The organism is Alkalicoccus chagannorensis DSM 18086 (assembly GCF_000429725.1).
Lineage (GTDB): Bacteria > Bacillota > Bacilli > Bacillales > Salisediminibacteriaceae > Alkalicoccus > Alkalicoccus chagannorensis.
This window is the reverse complement of record NZ_AUCK01000001.1, coordinates 261,541-282,122: the sequence shown is the minus strand read 5'-3', so window position 1 is coordinate 282,122 and position 20,582 is coordinate 261,541. Positions and strand designations below refer to the sequence as shown.

Genomic DNA, 20,582 nt, shown 5'->3' with positions numbered 1-20,582 from the left:
AAACCGATGAAAACGTATCCCATCTTATCACCCAGAAAAGGCCGTCTGGAGAATAATGAGACGGCCTTTTTGATGATGCTGGGTACGAATCCGTTCCGCTCACAGAGCGGCACGTTCTTTTTTCATTGTAGCACAGGCAGATCTCAGTTCTCTATTGGATCCTGCCGGAGATTCATAGAAGCAGAGGCAGCCTGCACAGCTTTCCGGACGAGGGAGAGCCCTTTCTTTAGATCTTCCTGACTAATGTTGATCGGAGGAAAAAGCTTGAATACCTCGTCGTTTCCGCCTGCCGTCTCCATGATCAGCCCAAGCTCGAACGCATGGGCTGCCGTTTTTTCGCTGAAGCCTTCTACGTCCGATGCGATCCCCTGCATCAGGCCCCGGCCGCGTCTCGTTCCTTGAATTTCGGGAAATTCCTTCATGATATTCTCCAGGAAGAGTGTCACTTCGCGTCCTCTCGCTTTGACTGCCTCCTCAAAAGCAGGGTCAGCCCAGAAGGTGAGAGCCTCCGCGGCTGTTATAAATGCGGGGTTATTTCCACGGAAAGTGCCGTTGTGCTCCCCGGGAATCCAGTCGTCGAGGTCCGGCCGGATCAGGGTGACCGCCATCGGAAGCCCAGAGCCGCCGATGGATTTTGACAGACAGATAATATCCGGCTGAATACCAGCTGGTTCAAAAGAAAAAAAGGTTCCCGTTCGTCCGACGCCCGCCTGAACATCGTCTACGATCATGAGAATCCCCCATTCCCTGCAGATATTCTCTAAATCCCGAAGCCACTTCATTCCCGCGGTGTTCAGACCGCCTTCCCCCTGCACGGTCTCAACGATCACCGCTGCCGGAACAGCTACGCCGCTCCCGTTATCCTCCAGAAATTTTGTCAAATAGGCGAGGGAGTCTTTTTCGTCGTTCAAAAATGTGTCGTAGGGCATTGTTACCGTGTGAGAAAGGGGAATCCCCGCTCCTTTTCGTTTCATCGAGTTGCCTGTCACGGAAAGCGCACCGACGGTCATGCCGTGAAACCCATTAGTGAAACAGATGACATCGGTCCGTCCCGTCATTTTCCTTGCAAGCTTTAACGCACTTTCAACGGTATTTGTTCCAGTCGGACCGGGGAACATAATGCGGTATTCCATCTCCCGCGGCTGCAGAATGATATCCCGGAAGCGTTCGAGAAACGTCACTTTGGCTGAACTGGCCATATCAAGAGAGTGGATGATGCCATCGTCGAGAATGTAGTCAACGAGTTTCTGCTTCATCGCCGGCTCATTATGTCCATAGTTCAACGCTCCGGCTCCGGAGAAAAAGTCGAGGTACTCTCGTCCGTCTTCATCCCAGATACGGCAGCCCTTTGCCCGGTGAAAAACAGCTGGGAAACTGCGCACGTAGCTGCGCACACTGGACTCCATGTCATGAATGACCTGCAGTTTCTCGTGTTGATTTGTCATTGTTCTGCTCCTCTTCATGTATTTGGCCGAACCAGCTCCTCTCCTCCGTACTCCCCATCGGCCATAGAGAATACAGAGGATGGAATACTTCATGAGCATGCTGTTGGTGAAGTATTCCCTCAGCTCGACGAAACTGTTCTGCTGCGCAGGAGGGAGGGGGGGGATCTGATGGATGTCGAAGACCTGCGCTCCTGCGGAACGAGTACGGGCAGAGCATGGAGAAAGCGAGTGTGCGGTGGAGCGGGAAGATGGATTCACATGCCATGCTGAAGGCCCTCGTGCTGCCCTGTGGTTCCCCAATAAACGTTGAACGCTTATCTTCTTTCACTGGGACCGTTTCGTCCTCTGCAGGAACAAAGTATAAAACAGAAAACAACAGTACGTGGTATTATACTACCCTTTTTTCGAGAAACGAACCGTGAAACAGCCAATCGAGTGAGATAGGAAGCCGTAATTAGGGAGAATCAGTTTGGAAAAACAAGTACGGACAAGAAAGGGAAAACGCCTTTTGATTGGTACGCAGGCCGTTGTCGCTGCAGGCTTTTGCAGGGAAGAAGGCATACGCCGTTCTTCCCGGGTAAGCTTCTTCATAAATAACAGTTTTTACGTTCTCGTCATGCATTAAAAACATCCCGCCAGATTGTCATCTGACGGGATGGAAAATGGTCCGGATGTTGCTGCCCGAGGACAGCGCGAAGGACCTTCTTTAAGATTCTTTTGTTGTGAGCTTCTTCCGCTTTTCTTCCCGCTCACGAGTAGATTTATCAAGCGTTTTCTTCCGGAGGCGGATGGCTTCCGGTGTAACTTCACAGTACTCATCGTCGTTCAGGTATTCAAGTGCTTCTTCCAGTGTAAGCAGACGAGGCCGCTTCATGGTAACCGTCTGTTCTTTCGTCGCAGAACGGATGTTGTTCTGAGCTTTCATTTTCGTGATGTTGACGGTGAGGTCATTGTCACGGCTATGCTCGCCGACAATCATGCCTTCGTATATTTCTGTACCGGCTTCAACAAAGAGGGTACCGCGGTCTTCGACTTGAAGCATCCCGTAGGAAGTCGCTTTCGCCGTCTCCTGGGAAACGAGCACACCTTGACGTCGTCCGCCTACCATACCCTGTGCGAGAGGACGGTAGCTGTCAAACGTGTGGTTGATGATTCCGTAACCTTTTGTCTGTGACATGAATTCAGTGGAGTATCCGATCAGGCCGCGGGAAGGGACGATGAACTCGAGACGCATCTGTCCGTCTCCTTTGTTGATCATGTTCATCATTTCGCCTTTACGATCTCCAAGGGATTCCATGATAGAGCCGGTGTATTCTTCCGGAACATCAATTTGGACGCTCTCATACGGTTCGCAGTCTTTTCCGTCTACTTCTTTGATGATTACTTCCGGCTTCGATACTTGCAGCTCAAAACCTTCGCGGCGGAGGTTCTCGATCAGAATAGAGAGGTGAAGCTCTCCACGTCCGGAGACGGTCCAGGCATCCGGAGAAGAAGTCTGTTCTACCCGGAGACTGACATCTGTTTCCACCTGTGTGAGCAGGCGGGCTTCGATTTTCCGGCTCGTTACGTGATCGCCATCGCGTCCGGCAAATGGGCTGTTGTTGACGAGAAACGTCATCTGCAGGGTCGGTTCATCAATGCGGACAAGTTCCATCTGTTCCGGGTGTTCCGGTGGACAGATTGTATCGCCGACCATGATATCCTCGACACCGGAGAGTGCGATCAGATCGCCCGATTCCGCCGTCTTGATTTCTTCCTTTTTCAGGCCGAAGAAACCGAACATTTTCGTAATCCGGAACTTTTTCTCGGTGCCGTCCCGTTTGATCAGCACGGCCTGGTCTCCGACGTTGATCGTTCCGCGGAACACACGGCCGATGCCGATACGACCGAGATAGTCGTTGTAATCAAGCATCGTCACCTGAAATTGGGCCGGTTCTTCTCTGTTGTCGATCGGTGCAGGGACATTCTCCATAATGGATTCAAACAAAACGTTCATGTTCTCATCCTGCTTGTTTTCATCCCGGCTCGCTGTCCCATTAATGGCGGAAGCATAGACAACAGGGAAGTCGAGCTGATCTTCGTCCGCATCCAGTTCAATGAACAGGTCGAGCACTTCATCGACGACTTCGGATGGGCGGGCCATCGGACGGTCGATTTTATTCAGAACGACAACGGGTGTCAGTTTCTGTTCCAGTGCTTTTTTCAGCACAAATCTCGTCTGCGGCATGCAGCCTTCAAACGCATCAACTACCAGCAGTACGCCATCGACCATTTTGAGGATCCGTTCCACTTCGCCGCCGAAATCGGCATGGCCTGGAGTATCAAGAATGTTGATACGATTGTCTTGATATTTCACAGCTGTATTTTTTGCCAGAATCGTAATGCCGCGCTCTTTTTCGATATCGTTGTTATCCATCGCGCGCTCAGCTACTTCTTCATGTTCGCTGAAAGTGCCTGACTGCTTCAGCAGCTCATCCACCAGTGTGGTCTTTCCGTGGTCGACGTGGGCAATAATCGCGATATTTCTCAGTTCATTCCGTACGTTCATCCTTTAAAACGCTCCTGTCTTCGTAGAATCACATCCGTACTAGTATAGCACAAATAAGAGCGCTGTGCACGATCGTGTATTAATCTTCTTGACTGAGAGGCAGATTTCCTTTTTTTTGTCCATTCCCTTGGACGAGGTATTTCACGGTGGTTAACGCTTCGAGTCCCATCGGTCCGCGTGCATGCAGTTTTTGGGTGCTGATCCCGACCTCAGCGCCGTAGCCGAATTCCTCCCCGTCTGTAAAACGGGTGGACGCATTATGGTAGAGCGTGCTGGCATCGACAAAACGGAAAAACTGTTCCACTGCCTGTCCATCTTCGGCTACGATGGCTTCAGAATGTTTTGTGCTGTGCTGATCAATATGATCCAGCGCTTCCTGCAGGTTCTCTGTGATTTTCACTGCCGCTTCGAGACCGTGGAATTCGGTGCTCCAGCTCGTCTCGTCTGCTGGAATGACAGCGGCATGGAGCTGCTGGGCCCGTTCGTCTCCATAGAGCGTCACCCCATGCAGCTGCATATCCTGTACAAACCTGCTGAAGTGGGCTTCGGCCCAGCTTTTGTCCAACAGGAATGTTTCGACGGCATTGCACACGGACGGACGCTGTGCTTTTGCATCGACAGCGATCTGTCTAGCCAACAGCGGCTCGGCATCCTCGTGGATGTAGAGGTGGCAGTTGCCTGCGCCGGTCTCAATGACCGGTACCGTCGATTTTTCCACGACGGTGTCGATCAGTTTTTTACTGCCACGAGGGATGATCACATCCAGAAGTCCTCTGGCGGTGAACAGGCTGTCAGTCAACTGCCGATCGGTATTTTCAATCAGCTGGACGGCTTCCGGCGGCAGTCCTGCAGCTTCCAGCGAGGAGCGGATCAGCTTCACCAGTGCCTTATTGGAATGGATTGTCGAGGAGCTTCCGCGCAGAACGACGGCATTGCCTGTTTTCAGGGCGAGTGCGGTAATGTCGACGGTGACATTCGGACGTGCCTCATAGATGACGCCGATAACCCCGAGCGGCACGCGGACTTCCGATATGCGCAGGCCGTTTGGACGCTCCCATTCTGTTCCGGCGGAAAGAAGCGGGTTCGGCAGCTCGGCTACGTGTTCGACGGCGCCGGCGATGTTGTGAATCCGGCTGCTGTCGAGATGCAGGCGGTCCAGCAGTGAATCGCTCATTCCTGCTTCTCTTCCGCCGTCCATATCCAAGGCGTTGGCTTCGATCAGCTGCTTGTCGTGTTCCCGGAGATCCGCGGCAATTTGTCTCAGCGCGCGGCTGCGGTCCTGCTCCTCGAGTGATGCCAGCGTTCGTCCTGCTTTTTGTGCAAGCTTGGCCTTCCTGATTACTTCATCCATCGTGATCATCCTTTCAGGTAGTTATCGGTTGTTCATCGCGACCCATTCATCCCGGTGAATAATAAGGAACGAGGCATCATCTTCCTGAAGCCGGGTTCTCGGTGCGGCAGCTTTCCCTTTGCCGAGAAAATGATCCTCTTCATCGTATACGTCGATGACATCGCCGGTATCGAAGTCGCCAGCAGCTTCTATCACACCGACGCTGAGCAGACTTTTCCCCGATTGCAGCAGCGCTTCGGCAGCTCCCGGATCAACCCGGAGCATGCCGCGCGGGGAGGCATGGTAGGCAATCCACTGTTTTCTCGTCTTCATGGCAGCGGCGCCTGCCTGGATGTACGTGCCGCTTCCAATGCCTGCGGCAATCGAAGCGATGGACGTATCGGGTGCAAATCGGCCGATGTAGACGCCGACCCCGACTTCCTGGGCAGCCTCGGCTGCTTTCAGCTTCGCGCGCATGCCGCCGGTACCGACGGCGGTTGTCTCCGTATCTGCAGCTCCTGTAATGTCATCTGAAATCACAGCGATGTGCCGGAATTTTTCGGCGGCAGGATCTTTCTGCGGGTTTGCGGTATAGACGCCGTCGGCATCCGTGAAGAGAATGAGTTTGTCGGCGTGGGTGGCACCGCTGATCAGAGCAGAGAGCATATCGTTATCACCAAAAGTCAGTTCATCTACAGCAGTTGAATCATTCTCATTGATGATTGGCAGTACATGCCGCTTCAACAGCTCACTCAAGGCAGCCGAGATATTTTGATAATGTTCGCCGTCACGGAAATCATGCCTCGTCAGCAGCAGCTGCGCAGCAGTAATGCCGTACTGCTGCAGCATGAATCGATACTGCTGCATGAGAAGACTTTGACCTACTGCGGCCGCCGCCTGCTTCGCTTGAACGGTGACTGGCCGGACGGGATAGCCGATTTCACGGAACCCCGCGGCCACGGAACCTGACGATACGACAATCAGTTCGTGGCCCGCCTGTCTTGTTTCAGCAAAAGCATCACAGAACTGAGCCAGTTTGACAGGGGAGAGGGAGCCATCCTTTTTCGTCAGTGAACTGCTTCCAATCTTCACGACAATCCGTTGTTTCTTCTGTTGCATGATGTGAACCTCCTTCTGGATGCCGCATAGAAAAAGCCGCCCTCTACTAGTAAGTAAAGGACGGCATCAGCCGCGGTACCACCTTCATTAGCGTCTCAGGGACGCCCGCTTGACACCCTGGTAACGGCAGGCGGCCGCAGACAATAGGCAGGGAGCAGGTTCCGTCCTTCGCACCTTATTTCTGCTTACAGCCGGCGGCAGAAACTCTCTGAGAGGGGAGTGGGACGTACTAATCTCCATGTCTGAATGTGTTTTGTAATATTTCCATTATTCAAAAGAAGGCGTCGTCTGTCAACCTTAATTGATGAGAGACTGAAGAGGTGCAGGAATTCTGCCGCCGCGCTGCATCAACTTTTCGGAAGAGTGCGGATTAAGCCCCATAACCGGGGCACGTCCAAGCAGGCCGCCGAATTCTACCATGTCCCCTTCGCTCTTATCCGGCACAGGAATGACGCGGACAGCGGTCGTTTTTTTGTTGATCATGCCGATCGCCATTTCATCTGCAATCAGGCCGGCGATTGATGCGGAAGGAGAACTGCCGTTGATCGCAATCATATCGAGTCCAACCGAGCAGACGCACGTCATCGCTTCAAGCTTATCCAGCGACAGGCTGTTTTCTTCGATGCCGCGGATCATGCCGTTGTCCTCGGAAACAGGGATGAAGGCACCGGAGAGACCGCCTACGTAGGAACTCGCCATCGCACCGCCTTTTTTGACAGCATCATTCATGAGCGCAAGGGCTGCGATCGTGCCGTGTGTGCCGACACGTTCAAGCCCGATTTCCTCCAGGATCTCAGCGACAGAATCATTCATAGCGTTAGTCGGAGCGAGAGACAAATCCATAATGCCGAATTCGACGCCGAGCCGGGAAGCGACTTCACGGCCGACTCGTTCTCCGGCGCGGGTGATTTTAAATGCTGTCTGCTTAATCACTTCAGACACTTCACCAAGATCAGCTTCCGGGTGGCGCTTCAGCGCAGAGAGCACGACACCTGGTCCGCTGACGCCGACACTGAGGACAGTTTCTGCTTCGCCTGTTCCGTGGAAAGCGCCTGCCATGAATGGATTATCTTCCGCCGGGTTGCAGAAGACGACGAATTTAGCACAGGCGAGACCGTCCTGGTCGGACGAGAGTTCAGATGCTCTCTTGATGATCGAACCGAGCTCATGAACCGCATCCATGTTGATACCGGCGCGTGTCGAAGCCGCAGAAACGGAGCCGCACACCCTTGACGTGGAACTGAGGGCTTCCGGAAGGGCATCGAGAAGCACTCGATCTCCTTTCGTAATCCCTTTGTGAACAAGGGCGGAAAAGCCGCCGATAAAATCAATATCCAGTTCTTCTGCTGCCTGATCCAGTACGCGGGCTAACCCGAGTGCATCGTCTTTTGTCGCCCGGCCGAGCAGTTCAGCTGCGGGCGTGATGGCAATTCGTTTGTTTACAATTGGAATGCCAAATTCCCTGGCTGTTTCATCAGCGGTCTCTTTTAAACCGGCAGCGGCCGTCGTTATTTTCTCATAGACGAGCCGCTGCATTGCTGCCGGATCGGGGTCGATACAGTCCCGAAGGCTGATTCCCATCGTGACGGTACGGATATCCAGTTTCTCCATCTGGATCATTCGGATAGTTTCCTGCATTTCCTGAAAGGCTAGACGCATACGTAAACACTCCTGTTCTGCAGATGTTTCTCATCAGCTTAAATACGGTGCATGGATTGAAATAGTTCTTCGCGTTGAATGTCGATTTTGAGCTGCATGGAGGAACTCACCTGATCCATGCGCTCTTCCAGTTCCCTCCGCTCCATATGTTCCGGAATCTCCACGAGCATCATCATTGTAAAAAAGTCCTGGAGAATGGTCTGGGATATATCGAGAATATTGACCTGCTTATCCGCAAGGGCGGTGGTGACTGCGGCGATAATACCGACCTGATCCTGGCCGACAACACTGACGACAGCTCTCGTTCTGCTCATGACTGCATTCCTCTTTTCCTTAAGTAATAAAGTAGTACGGGCCAAAGATCTTCTGCCGGGCGGATGATGCCCGCACGCCTTGGATCCTGCCCGTCTGCAAACGGCATTAAAAAAAGCCGGTTTTTACCGGCATGAAAATAGGAGACGGCAGAGCCGTCTGGTCACTTCTGTCCGTGTGCCTGAGATCGTGAACCCTTCGGCGCTGTCTTAGAAGACAGTCTCTCCAGAAGCTGCTCCAGCTGTAGTAGACCCACAGCCTTCAATGCCGCCTGTAAAATTGTATATTCAAGCTACCAGCTTTTTTAGATTCCGTCAAGATGAATGCATAGCAGAGAAGCCGCTTCTCTGTTATATTATAAGGGCAGAGCTGAGCAGAGGATGATCCTGTTGTTTAATAAAACTATCGGTGGCCTTATCACACTGATTATTGGATTGGTGGGGCTGTTTATGTATGTATACTATTCAATCGAAGCGGCGGAGGAATCCACCTGGCCGAGACATGAATCAGTGGAAGACGCAGGATTCAATCCGGAAACCCTGGAACAGGCCCGTGCGTATTACGATTCAATCAACTCCACGGCTGCGATGGTGATTTACGATGGAAAAGTGCTGTTCGAATGGGGGAGCACGACGAAAAGCACCAATGCCCATTCCGTACGCAAAAGCATGATTTCCGCCCTCTATGGAATCGAAATAGAGCAGGAAACATTCCGTCTGTTTGACACGCTGGAGGATTACGATATTGATGAGAACCCTTCTCTGACGACCATCGAGAAGCAGGCTTCTCTTTCGCACTTGATGACGTCCAGCTCGGGAGTGTATCTTCCGGCAGGAGAGGAATCGATCGGTATGCGAATGAACCGGCCGAGCCGGGGAAGTTACCTGCCTGGACAGCATTATTACTACAACAACTGGGATTTTAACGTGCTCGGCACGATTTATAATGAACAGACAGAATCCGATATTTTCGAGGATTTCGAGCGCCGCATTGCCCAACCGCTCGGCATGGAAGACTTCGAGATGGGACATACACAGTACAAGTACGAAAACCGGCGCTCTCAGCATCCGTCCTACTTATTCCGCATGTCGGCGAGAGATCTCGCCAGGTTCGGCCAGATGTATCTTCAGCAGGGAGCGTGGGAGGGAGAGCAGATTGTACCGGAGGACTGGGTGGAACGCAGCACGAGACCGCATATCGAAGTCCCCGGTAACCCGTTGTTTGACTACGGGTATCTCTGGTGGACAGCTACGGCTCCGCCGTTTGATGAGCTCGGCATGTATTCCGCTGTCGGCCGATATGGTCAGTCCATCGACATTATACCGGAGCTGGATCTTGTTTTCGTTCACCGGGTCGATTCCAACCGGCTGGCCTTTCAATTTACACGAAATTCCGTCAACGACCTGCAGCGACTGCAGCTGCTCCAGCTGATTCTTGATTCGGAAAGCTCCAGCTGACGATCAAACAGCAGCCCCCTTCAGGAGGCTGCTGCTTTCTTTGGTTTAAATTTCGGGCCGATTTTGCCGATGATGAAATGGCCGTACTTCCATTTATTCAAGATAAAGATAGTCAGTATGGAAGCGCCGAGACTGAAGGTGAACAAGATCAGAATATAGCCGAATCCGACCTGTACCGGGAACTGCTCATAAATGAAGTCCATTAGAAAAATATAAAAATAATGAAGCAGATAGATCCCGAAGGAGTAGCGGCTGATGAATTCAAGAAAGGACGGGAGATGTTTGAGTTTCTGCGTTACATAAAAAAGAAAGAAACTGCACATCAAGGTATGAATTAGAATATCCGTCCGTTTGGAACTATGCACCATCAGAAAACCGGAATGATAGAAAATCAGCATGCCGACGCTCGTCAGGAGCGGTCCGGCTAAAATCAGCCACCGCCACTTGTGGAGAAGCTGTTTAAAGCTCTCGTAATACGTCCCTGCATAGTAGCCGACGGTAAAGTAAAAGATCCATCCGAACATCGGGACCCAGTAAAAGCGTTCCCAGATGTAGGTGCCGTAGGGCAGGCCTTCCGGCGGCAGTGTGAAGTTAAAAAACATCAGGTAAGCCGCATTAATGCCAAAAGCAGCGGCAAGAACAACCGACGGCTTCCAGCGCCGCAGCCATCCGTGAAACCAGTAGTGAAACACGTAAAACTGGAAGATAATCAAGATGAAATAGCCGTGGTAATCACCGACAAATATATTCATCATCATGCTGTTGATCCCCTGCTCGAAACTGAGCTGGAAGAACGGGAGCGCATAAAAAACGCCCATGATCACGAAGGGGATGAGAATAAAACGCAGCCGTTTTCGCAGGAAGTCGTCGGGGAGCTCCCTTTTTCGATACGAATAAGCAATTAAAAATTCGGAAATAAAGATAAACATCGGCGTCCCATAATACAGAATCATCTGGATCGAATCGAAAAAAAGGGCCGTTCCTTCACCCATCTCCTCGATGCCAATTTGATTGATGCCTATATGGATGCTGTGGAGCAGCACAATGCTGAGACAGCCGATACTCCGCAGAATAAATATTTCGCGGATCAAAAGGACACCCCCTCCACACAGATAACCTGTCCTGTCTAACATACCATAAACAGTAAAGCAGTAGGAACGTTTGACTGCTTTCATTTATTCAGAAAGGAAGACCTATTCTATGAGGAATGCATCCGTATATCTGCTTCTGATGTTCGTCATGATGATCTGGGGACTGAACGTCGTCGCAGTGAAATTTCTGGTGGAACACATGCCGCCTGTCCAGATGCAGGGGCTTCGGATCAGCATTGCTGCTGTGACGGCGCTGCTGATTGTCTGGTTATTGAAAGAGTTTAAACGAATAGATAAAAAGATGCTTTTCATGATTGCCGGAGCTGCACTGTTCGGTCAAACGGCCCACCACTCTCTATTGGCTGTCGGTCTGACGGATACGACAGCGGCCAATGGGTCGTTGATCCTCGGTTTGATTCCGCTGACTACTGCTGTTCTTGCCGTTATTTTTCTCGGAGATCCGCTGACGAAGTTCCGACTTTTCGGTATTCTGCTCGGCTTTTCCGGAGTGACCTTCATCATCCTCAGTCCCGAGGAGGGGGTGGGCACCGTATCCCGCGGTGATCTGCTGATCTTTCTATCGATGATCAGCCAGGCGGTTTCGTTTATCCTGATCAAAAAAGCATCCAGCACTTTGTCACCGCGTCTCATTACAGCGGTCATGCTCGTCTTCGGTGCCGCAAGTATGCTCGTCATCAGCTATTTGTTTGAACCAGGTGCCGCCGTTCCGCAGCCGCCGCTCGTCTGGATGGTATTTTTCAGCTCGGCAGTAATCGCCACGAGTATCGGTCATCTGCTCTTTAATGCGGCGATACAAAAAATTGGTCCCGGTCCGTCCGCGCTGTTTAATAATTTTGTGCCATTCTTTGCTCTGCTCGGTTCTTACTTTCTCCTTGGTGAAAACATATACAGTCATCAGATTTTCGGTTTTATTCTCATCGTCACCGGGGTGCTGTTTGGGACCGGCTATATCGAATCACAGGTACTGAAACGAAAAAATGCTCAAAGGGCGTAAATTTGCCGGAACAGTTGCAGCTGCAGAGGAAGCGCCGGCAGATCATCGGAGGGGGCATTCTTTCTATAATAAGAGAGGAGCTGGACGGAAGCGTCCGCTCCTCTCTTTTTTGAAAGTATAAGAATGTATTCGTTTCCATACAGAGTGACAGCGTAGCCGGCTGCTCGGGAAGCACGGAGAACCTATGCTCCCTCAAAGAGCCTGCGGTACACGCCGTTCCGCTCAAAAGGTGCTCCGCGCTTTTGTTCACAGCGGAAGCGGACGCTCATTTTAGAGGAAGGGCAGTGCATCCAGGTGCATGTACAACGCATAGAGACTGTCGCTCATATCGAATCACTGCGGTCGTGCTTTTACTGATTGCAGGCAGCTCCCTGGAGCAGAAATAGCGATAAATACTGCGAATGGATTTATTTCATGCGAGATAGCGTTCTCACACTTGATAGACGTACGTTTGTGGTTTATAACTTATTTAATATTCGGTAAATACTATGTTATATAATCTTACATATTCGTTGTGTCAGAATTTTCTGTCCGTATAATCATACACATAGCTGCTGAAGCAGTGATAAAAATTGATTAAAGGAGCGTGTCACCATGGACGAAATTTTTCTCATGAACAACGTTTGGATTATTCTCTGTTTTGCGCTTGTACTGCTGATGCAGGGAGGGTTCATTCTATTGGAGGCAGGCTCAACGAGAATGAAGAATGCCGGGCACATCGCCGGTAAAACAATCTTTACTGTAGGGATTGCTTCCCTCGTATTCTGGGCTGTCGGTTATGGCTTCATTTACGGTGAAGGAAATGGCTTTATCGGAACGTCCGACTTTTTCTTCGGTGATTTCACCACTGCTGTGGATGGATTAGCCGGTTCCGTCGACTTCATCTTCCAGCTTGCTTTCGCTGCTATTGCCTTGACGATTGCTTTCGGCGGCTTTGCAGAACGTGCGAAATTATCTGTCTATATTATTTTTGCCGTCGCTTTTTCCGCTTTCATCTATCCCGTTGTTGCTCATTGGATCTGGGGTGCAGGCTGGCTTGCAGATCTTGGTAAGCAGGATTTTGCCGGCTCTACGGTCGTTCACTTGACCGGTGCGATGGCAGCGCTGGCAGCAACACTGATTCTTAAGCCTCGTATCGGTAAATTCAACAGTGACGGCACATCCAATAACATTGCCGGTCATAACCAGGTGTATACAGCTCTTGGTGTGCTCATTCTCTGGGTAGGCTGGTTCGGGTTTAACGGTGGTTCTACACTTGGTGTTGATGGAGCATTCTTCGGTTACGTAGCACTCACAACCCAGCTCGCAGCAGCAGCCGGTGCCGTTGCCGCTATGCTGATCGTCTATGCGATGACGGGAAAGAACGACATCCCGACGATGCTCAATGGTGCACTGGCAGGACTAGTTGCTATTACAGCATCCACAGCATTTGTTGCTACTTGGGCAGCGGTTGTGATCGGTATTGTAGCCGGGTTCATCGTCCACTTCTCCATGGTTTTCTTTGAAAAGTCCAAGATTGATGATCCAATCTTCGCGCTCTCCGTCCACGGTGTGGCCGGGATCTGGGGTACAATCTCCACTGGTTTCTTTGCTACACCAGCTCTCGCAGAAATGAATGGCGGGTTGGCAGGCCTGTTCTACGGCGGCGGCTTTACGCAGCTCGGCGTTCAGACCCTGAGTGTGACCGTGTCCGGTCTCTACGCGTTCACCGTAGCATTCATCGTACTGAAAGTACTCGACAAAGTTCTCGGGGGACTCCGTGTTTCTGAAGAAGAGGAGCTCATGGGTCTCGATATTTCCGAGCACGGCAGCTACGGCTACCCTGAAAACATGCAGGAGCAGCTGGAAAACGAGTCGAAAAAGCCGACAGCATGATGGAAATCACGGGTTTCAATCAAAAGCATGATGCGCATATGCTGCAGCTTTTAAAAGAAGCGACAGGCGGGCAGAATCTCGATTCTGCCCGCTTCCAGCTGTTACTGCTCGGAAGTGCCGGCAGAGAAGAACAGCTTCGTTTTGCAGATCAGGATCACATGATGATCTGCAGCGAAGGCGCTGAAGCTGAAGCGGCTGCCGTAGGTGAGACGTTCAGCAGTCTGCTGGAAGCTTCCGGCTATCCGCGGTGCGAAGGTGGAGTAATGGCCGGAAATGACATGTGGTGCCGCACGGAAGCTTCAATGGAAAAACAGCTCCGGCGCTGGATCGAAAAAAGAGACTGGGAGTCGCTGCGGTATATTCTTATCTTTTATGATGCCCGGCCGCTGCACGGGCCAGGCGATACGACAGTGCGGCTGAAGCAGCTTACTTCCAGTCTGATACAGGAATACGGGCTGGAAGCGGCCATGTTTCAGAATACGCGATTCCGGCTTAAACGACGGAATGTGTTCGGTCAGATCCTCACTGATCAAAAAGGGGACATCAACATGAAAAAAGACCTGCTCTTTCCTTATGCTAATGCAGCCCGTGCGGCCGCTGCAGCAGAAGGCATTACCGTGGCAGCTACCAAACTCCGCCTGGAGCAGCTCAGTTTCCGGCATCCCCACCTGAAACCAGTGAGCAGCTCTTTTCAGAAGCTTCTCGAGTTCCGCCGCGAAAAATCAGCTTCCGCTGCCTCCTATGAGGACGTGCATCTGCTGCGTGTAGACGAGTTAACAAAAGCAGAAATGAAGCAGGTGAAGCATTGGATGAAAGAAGGCAAGAAAGTGACGAACGACCTTCGCTCGGTGTACAGCAGAGAAAGGGCTGATCAGCGATGAGTGTGTTTGATTTTTTTTCGATGCGGAAACAGCCCGCCCATTCCTTCACCGACGCTGCCCGGCTCAAACAGCTGACGAAAGATCAAAAGTATGCCGACCACCTTCTTCTCCCGCTGGAGAAAGTGCCCGCAGTCGTTTTCGATCTGGAGACGACCGGGTTTCGACCGGAAAAAGGGGATGAGATTCTGTCGATCGGCGCCGTAAACCTGAAAACGGAAAAGGAATTTTACTCGCTGGTCCGAACAGAAAAAACGATCCCCCTGGAAGTGACTCAGCTGACTCATATTTCGGAGGCAGATACGAAAGAGGCGCCGCCGGCAGGCGAGGTCATGCAGGATTTTTTTTCATTTGCAGAGGGCAGCACCTTGATCGCCCATCACGCCGCGCATGAAAAATCCTTTCTGCAGCATCTGCTGCGGCGGCGTTTCGGAAGCAGCTTCACCCACCGCCTGATTGACACATCCTTCGTCGCGTCTATTCTCCCTGAAATGGAAGGGGCGTTTCATCTGGAAGACTGCTGCAGTGTGTATGATATCGCCTGTCCCTCGAGGCATCATGCTTTAGAAGATGCACGAGTGACAGCGGCTTTGTGGCAGTGTATGATGAAAGCAGCAACCCGGGAACAGCTGTTTACATTAAAAGATATCTACAGTGCAGCTGCAGGGAGAAGGAGAGGATAATCATATGAAGCGGGCAGTCATTACGGATTTTGACGGTACCATCACAACGAAAGACTTTTACTGGCTTGCCATTGAGTCGGGCTGGCCGGAAGGAGAAGCCGCGTACAGAGATTGGAAAGAAGGAAAATGGAAAGACCGAGATTTCCTGCAGGAATCCTTCAGACGGATCGCTCACGGCAGTGATTCTGTCGAGGAGCTGACAGATCAAATTCCCTATGATCATACGTTTCCTGCCTTTTTCCGGCGGGTGAAAGAGGCAGGGCATGATGTCTATATCGTCAGTGCCGGTGCAGATTACTACATCCGACGCTTTTTTGACAAATTAGGGATAGAGGTCGACGGCCTGTATGCCAACCCGTCCTACTCAGCGGAAGGTGCGCTCTGGTTTGATCTCGATCCGTCCTGGGAGCATTACAACGATCGTTACGGCATCAGCAAAAAAAGCGTCGTGGAAGCGATCGCTGCCGGCTATGATGAAACGTGCTACATCGGCGACAGTGAACCGGACCGGCATGCTGCCGGAGCAGTCGATCTGATGTTCGCGAGAGACCAGCTCATTGAGATTCTTCGGAGGGAAGGCAGGCCTTTTCATCCGATTGCTGCTTTCTCCGAGGTGGCTGACGTACTGCAGAAGCAGGGCTGGATCAAGTAAACGCTTACACTTAAAAAAACCGCGGGTGCCTGACACTCCGCGGTTTTCAGCGTGCACCTGGTGTGATAAGATTAGTCATAATATTCGAAACTGAAGAGGAGATATGAGCGATGGAAGACACAAAGCTTCAGAGTGTACACGTAAAAGATATTCTGCTTGCCCATCAGGCACTGAAAGATGTCGTCGTGAAAACGCCGTTGCAGCGGGACACGATTTTATCGGAACGGTACGAGGCAGACGTGTATATCAAGCGGGAGGACCTGCAGGTGGTCCGTTCCTTTAAGCTGCGCGGAGCCTACAATAAAATGCAGAGCCTCTCCAGGGAAGAACTCCAGAATGGGGTTGTCTGTGCAAGTGCAGGCAACCATGCTCAGGGTGTCGCTTATTCGTGTAAAGCACTCGGCGTAAGAGGGAAAATTTTCATGCCGAGCACGACGCCGCGCCAGAAAGTGTCGCGGGTGGAATTTTTCGGGGAACCTTTTGTCGAAGTCCGTCTCGTCGGGGATACGTTCGATGATGCTTACGCTGAAGCTATTCAGACGTGTGAAGCGGAAGAGATGGCTTTTATCCATCCATTTGATGATCCATTGACCATTGCGGGACAAGGGACTGTCGGGATGGAGATCCTCGAGGATATTGATGTGCCGATCTCCCATGTGTTTATGAGTATCGGCGGCGGTGGATTGAGTTCCGGCGTCGGGTCTTACTTCAAGGAAATCTCTCCATCCACGAAAATCATCGGCGTGGAACCTGCCGGTGCACCGTCAATGAAAACGTCCTTGAAACAGGGCGAAGTGACGCCGCTCAGCAGGGTGGATAAGTTCGTGGATGGTGCCTCCGTGAAGCGGGTCGGCGATACAACGTTTGACATTGCGCAGCAGGTTATTGATGACATCACCCTCGTAAACGAAGGTAAAGTGTGTGCTACGATGCTCGATCTCTATAATGAAAATGCCATTGTAGCTGAACCTGCAGGTGCCCTGTCGATTTCAGCGCTCGATCACTACAGAGAAGAAATTAAAGGCAAAACAGTTGTCTGTGTACTCAGTGGTGGAAATAACGATATCGACAGAATGCAGGAAATTAAAGAGCGTTCCATGATTTATCAGGGGCTCAAGCATTACTTTATTGTGAACTTCCCACAGCGGGCCGGAGCACTGCGCGAATTTCTGATTGATGTACTCGGGCCGAACGACGATATTACCCGCTTTGAATACACGAAGAAAAACAACCGGGATAAAGGACCGGTGCTCTGCGGGATTGAACTGAAATATCAGGAAGATTACCATGCACTTATTGACAGAATGGACAAAAAAGGGTTTGCTTATATAGAGATTAACAAAGATGAAGATTTGTTTAATCTGCTGATTTGATTCGACGGGAGCCTTGTCATCAGGATGAGGCTCTTTTTTTACGGAAATGGAGGAATAAGAATGAAAGAGAAACAGCCGATTACCGGCGGATGGTATAACGGAACGTTTAAGAAGCAGACACGCTCGAAGGTGTATTTTGATGTGGACGGGACGGAGGTCGTTATGGACGGCACAGAGCTGGACCGGCCGATTGGAAAAGAAACGGACGTGTTCATTTATGAAACAAAATCCGGTGATCCTGCCGCAACCATGCAGGAACCTGTTATTACGACGGCATCTTATGACTGGGTGGACGTTGTTGATGTGATCGATGCAGGTGTATTCGTTCACATCGGCATGCCGAAAGATGTCCTCGTGTCGAAAGATGATCTACCTGATGAAAAAGAGCGGTGGCCCAAACGCGGAGACCGGCTTTTCTGTACGCTCGGGCATGACCGGAAAGGACGGCTCAAAGCCCTTCCTGTTCAGGAAGAGATTGTCGATCAGGAACGGGACCGGGCGGACAAAAAAATACTCGGCGCCGAAGTGAAAGGGAACGTCTACAAATTAAAAGAGGCAGGCGCGCTGATGATCACCGAAGATGGATACCGGACGTTTATTCATCACTCCCTGCAGCCATTTCCACCCAGACTCGGACAGCTGCTTCAAGGAAAAGTGATCGAAGTCAAACCAGACGGCACCTTGAATGTGACGTTAATGGATGACCGGGTCGTTTCGCAGGGCCGCGATGCGGATAAGATTCTCGAAGTGCTGGAGGAACGCGGCGGAGAAATGCCTTTCACGGATAAATCGACCCCGGCAGAGATCGAGGCAGCTTTCGGGATGAGTAAAGCTGCCTTTAAGCGGGCGCTCGGCAGACTGCTGAAAGAACAGAAAGCTGCACAGGAACCCGGTGTGCGGACATATTTAATGAAAGACTAGCTTACAGTTGCTGTAAGGCCGTTGTTTTTATATAATATAAAAACAAACGTTCCCTTATGGAGGTTGCCATGAAACTAATTATCGCTGAAAAACCGGATCAGGCGAAGAAACTCGCCGCCCCGTTTTCGTTCCAGCAATCAGGCGGTGCGCTGCAGATTAGTGCCTGTGACACGTTTCCGGAAGGAGCGGTCGTTGTGTGGGCACTCGGCCACCTGCTGGAACCAGTCCCGCCGGAGCAGTATTATGCTTCCTGGAAGCGGTGGAACCGTCAGGCCCTGCCGATGATTCCAGATGAGATCCGCTACCGGGTGAAGCGCCGGAAAGAGTACCAGGTCATCGCAGGATATGCGAGAAAAAAAGAGATAACGAGCATTATTCACGCCGGGGATGCAGAGCGGGAAGGGGAAGCAATCATCCGCCTGATTCTACGTGAAACCGGTGTTCATAAACCACTGGAGCGGCTCTGGATATCTTCTTTGACTCCGCAGGCGGTAATCAACGGCTTTCAGACGCTCCGGGACGGGGCCGAGACGGAACCGTTGTTTCATGAGGCGGTCAGCCGCGCTTTTGCCGACTGGCTTGTCGGCATGAATGCCACCCGCGTCTATACGCTTCTCATGCAGGAAAAGGGAGCTGCCGACGTGTTCAGCGTCGGCCGGGTACAGACACCGACGCTCTGTTTTGTAACGGGCCGTGAAGACGCGATTGCAGCGTTCACCCCTGAAGACTACTGGGAAGTTCACGCTGAGATAAAAACGGAATACGGCACGTATACGGCGGTCTACGAGCAGGAGAAAGACAGGGCTGTGAAAGATCAGGCGCTGGCTGAAAAAATCGCAGCTTTTGCAGCGTCGAAAGAGACGATCGTGGACGCACTAACGTCCAAAGAGCGTTCGATCCCGCCGCCGCAGCTGTTCTCCCTCTCCAGTCTGCAGTCTTTTATGAACAAGAAGTTTAAAATGTCACCGAAGGAAACACTTGATACGGCCCAGCGTCTGTACACGAAAGGATACTTGTCCTACCCGCGTACCGATGCCGTGCACGTCACGGCGGAAGAAGCTCAGCAGTTTCCGGGCATCCTCAAGTCCCTTCAGAAGCAGGAGCGGTTTGCTGCTCATTTTCCGCTGCCGAAAACGTCCCTGCTGCAGGATAAGCGCTACGTGAACCCGAAAAAAGTGAGTGATCACTATGCCGTTATTCCGACCGAACAAGTCCCCTCCGTCAGCCGGCTTTCCAAGCAGGAGGCCGACCTGTATACTGCCGCAGCGGAGCGGTTGATTGCAGCGCATGAAAACAACTGCACGATGGCAGACATTCATGCCGTCACGCTCGTAGGCGGACGAGCTCCGTTCCACGCAAAAACATCGTCGGTGAAAGCACCGGGCTGGAAACGGGTGCTTCCTGTTTCACGGGAAAAAGAACAACAGGATTTAACGTTTCTTGAAAAGGGCATGGAAGGAGAGGTGACCCATGTCGATATCCGGGACAAACAGACCAAACCTCCGAAACGATTCACGGAAGGAGATTTGATCCAGCTTATGAAAACGTGCGGCAAAGAGCTGGATCCGGAACTCGCACAGGTGATGAAAGAAAAGGAAGGGCTTGGAACGGAGGCGACAAGAGCCGGAATCCTGACGACCTTAAAAGACCGCGCCTATATTACGGTGGAAAAGAACATTGTTTATCCGACTAAAAAAGCAGAAGCTCTTGCTGCAGCGGTGGAAGGCACCGTACTGGCCTCGCCTGAAATGACGGCGCAGTGGGAACAGCGCCTGAAAGAGGTAGGAACCGGTGAAAAAGGGGCGGGTCCTTTCCTGGAGAAAGTCAAAACGTTGACCGCCTCCATTGTAGAAAAAGCGGAAAGCAGCCACAGCGGCTGGAAGGTGAACGCTTCAGAGCTGCCGGCTGGAAAAGGGAAGAAGAACAAAAAGACGTATGCAAAAAAGCAGAGGCCGCTCGGCACCTGCCCGTCCTGCGGTGGATCTGTTGTTGATAAAGGCACCTTCTTCGGGTGCTCGACCTACAGAACAAGCGGCTGCCGTTTCACTGTGTCCAAACAAATGCTCGGAAAATCGATTCCGCAGAAACAGATTCAGAAACTGCTGAAGGAAGGACGTACAGATACACTGGAGGGCTTCCAGAAAGAGGGCCGGACTTTTTCAGCGGTGATAGTGTGGGAGAAAGAAAAGCAGCGGCTTCGTTTTGACAGCAGCTCTTAGTTTGC

The 20,582-nt window shown here is 51.6% G+C and carries 16 protein-coding genes and 1 riboswitch; of the genes, 9 read left to right on the top strand and 7 right to left on the bottom strand.

Going from position 1 to position 20,582, the window contains the following annotated elements:
* Nucleotides 1–143: 143 nt before the first annotated feature.
* The 6 genes from ectB to G477_RS0101410 all read right to left on the bottom strand — a co-directional run bounded on the left by ectB (nt 144) and on the right by G477_RS0101410 (nt 8,415).
* Nucleotides 144–1,445 carry a diaminobutyrate--2-oxoglutarate transaminase gene (ectB, locus tag G477_RS0101435; RefSeq protein WP_035210823.1) on the bottom strand — a complete coding sequence of 434 codons (1,302 nt, stop codon included), beginning with the start codon at nt 1,443–1,445 and terminating at the stop codon, nt 144–146.
* Nucleotides 1,446–2,151: 706 nt separating this feature from the next.
* Nucleotides 2,152–3,993, bottom strand: a complete 1,842-nt coding sequence (typA, locus tag G477_RS0101430) for a translational GTPase TypA (protein ID WP_026696415.1) — start codon at nt 3,991–3,993, stop codon at nt 2,152–2,154.
* 79 nt (nt 3,994–4,072) lie between these two features.
* Nucleotides 4,073–5,344, bottom strand: a complete 1,272-nt coding sequence (locus G477_RS0101425; RefSeq protein ID WP_026696414.1) for a glutamate-5-semialdehyde dehydrogenase — start codon at nt 5,342–5,344, stop codon at nt 4,073–4,075.
* Between the two features lie 21 nt (nt 5,345–5,365).
* The gene (gene proB, locus G477_RS0101420; protein WP_026696413.1) at nt 5,366–6,442 is read right to left on the bottom strand and encodes a glutamate 5-kinase; all 1,077 of its coding nucleotides are present in this window, start codon (nt 6,440–6,442) and stop codon (nt 5,366–5,368) included.
* A gap of 297 nt (nt 6,443–6,739) precedes the next feature.
* Entirely contained in the window at nt 6,740–8,101 is a 1,362-nt protein-coding gene (locus G477_RS0101415; protein WP_026696412.1) for a PFL family protein, read from the bottom strand.
* 38 nt (nt 8,102–8,139) lie between these two features.
* The gene (locus G477_RS0101410; protein WP_026696411.1) at nt 8,140–8,415 is read right to left on the bottom strand and encodes an ACT domain-containing protein; all 276 of its coding nucleotides are present in this window, start codon (nt 8,413–8,415) and stop codon (nt 8,140–8,142) included.
* A gap of 157 nt (nt 8,416–8,572) precedes the next feature.
* Nucleotides 8,573–8,652, bottom strand: a riboswitch (glycine riboswitch).
* A 150-nt stretch (nt 8,653–8,802) separates the two neighbouring features.
* On the opposite strand from G477_RS0101410, the gene G477_RS0101405 reads away from it, so the two are divergent.
* On the top strand, nt 8,803–9,870 hold the full coding sequence (locus G477_RS0101405; protein ID WP_026696410.1) for a serine hydrolase domain-containing protein: 1,068 nt from the start codon (nt 8,803–8,805) through the stop codon (nt 9,868–9,870).
* Nucleotides 9,871–9,890: 20 nt separating this feature from the next.
* Here G477_RS0101405 and G477_RS18390 read toward each other — a convergent pair whose 3' ends face one another.
* Nucleotides 9,891–10,961 carry an acyltransferase family protein gene (locus G477_RS18390; RefSeq protein ID WP_051287590.1) on the bottom strand — a complete coding sequence of 357 codons (1,071 nt, stop codon included), beginning with the start codon at nt 10,959–10,961 and terminating at the stop codon, nt 9,891–9,893.
* 109 nt (nt 10,962–11,070) lie between these two features.
* Here G477_RS18390 and G477_RS0101395 point away from each other — a divergent pair, with 109 nt between their 5' ends.
* The 8 genes from G477_RS0101395 to G477_RS0101360 all read left to right on the top strand — a co-directional run bounded on the left by G477_RS0101395 (nt 11,071) and on the right by G477_RS0101360 (nt 20,577).
* Entirely contained in the window at nt 11,071–11,976 is a 906-nt protein-coding gene (locus G477_RS0101395; RefSeq protein ID WP_026696409.1) for a DMT family transporter, read from the top strand.
* Nucleotides 11,977–12,570: 594 nt separating this feature from the next.
* Nucleotides 12,571–13,851 carry an ammonium transporter gene (locus G477_RS0101390; protein WP_026696408.1) on the top strand — a complete coding sequence of 427 codons (1,281 nt, stop codon included), beginning with the start codon at nt 12,571–12,573 and terminating at the stop codon, nt 13,849–13,851.
* Nucleotides 13,848–14,732, top strand: a complete 885-nt coding sequence (locus G477_RS20390) for a DUF294 nucleotidyltransferase-like domain-containing protein (RefSeq protein WP_026696407.1) — start codon at nt 13,848–13,850, stop codon at nt 14,730–14,732. Before G477_RS0101390 ends, G477_RS20390 begins: the two co-directional genes overlap by 4 nt.
* Nucleotides 14,729–15,412, top strand: coding sequence for an exonuclease domain-containing protein (locus G477_RS18380; protein WP_051287589.1), 684 nt, complete (start codon nt 14,729–14,731; stop codon nt 15,410–15,412). The genes G477_RS20390 and G477_RS18380 overlap by 4 nt, the downstream gene beginning before the upstream one ends.
* A gap of 4 nt (nt 15,413–15,416) precedes the next feature.
* Nucleotides 15,417–16,064: an MtnX-like HAD-IB family phosphatase gene (locus G477_RS0101375; protein WP_026696406.1), complete on the top strand. Its 648-nt coding sequence runs from the start codon at nt 15,417–15,419 to the stop codon at nt 16,062–16,064.
* Nucleotides 16,065–16,174: 110 nt separating this feature from the next.
* Nucleotides 16,175–17,437, top strand: a complete 1,263-nt coding sequence (ilvA, locus tag G477_RS0101370; RefSeq protein WP_026696405.1) for a threonine ammonia-lyase IlvA — start codon at nt 16,175–16,177, stop codon at nt 17,435–17,437.
* Nucleotides 17,438–17,497: 60 nt separating this feature from the next.
* Nucleotides 17,498–18,358, top strand: a complete 861-nt coding sequence (locus tag G477_RS0101365; protein ID WP_051287588.1) for a S1 RNA-binding domain-containing protein — start codon at nt 17,498–17,500, stop codon at nt 18,356–18,358.
* Between the two features lie 68 nt (nt 18,359–18,426).
* Nucleotides 18,427–20,577 (top strand): type IA DNA topoisomerase, encoded by a 2,151-nt coding sequence (locus tag G477_RS0101360; protein ID WP_026696403.1) that lies wholly within the window; start codon nt 18,427–18,429, stop codon nt 20,575–20,577.
* Nucleotides 20,578–20,582 lie beyond the last annotated feature (5 nt).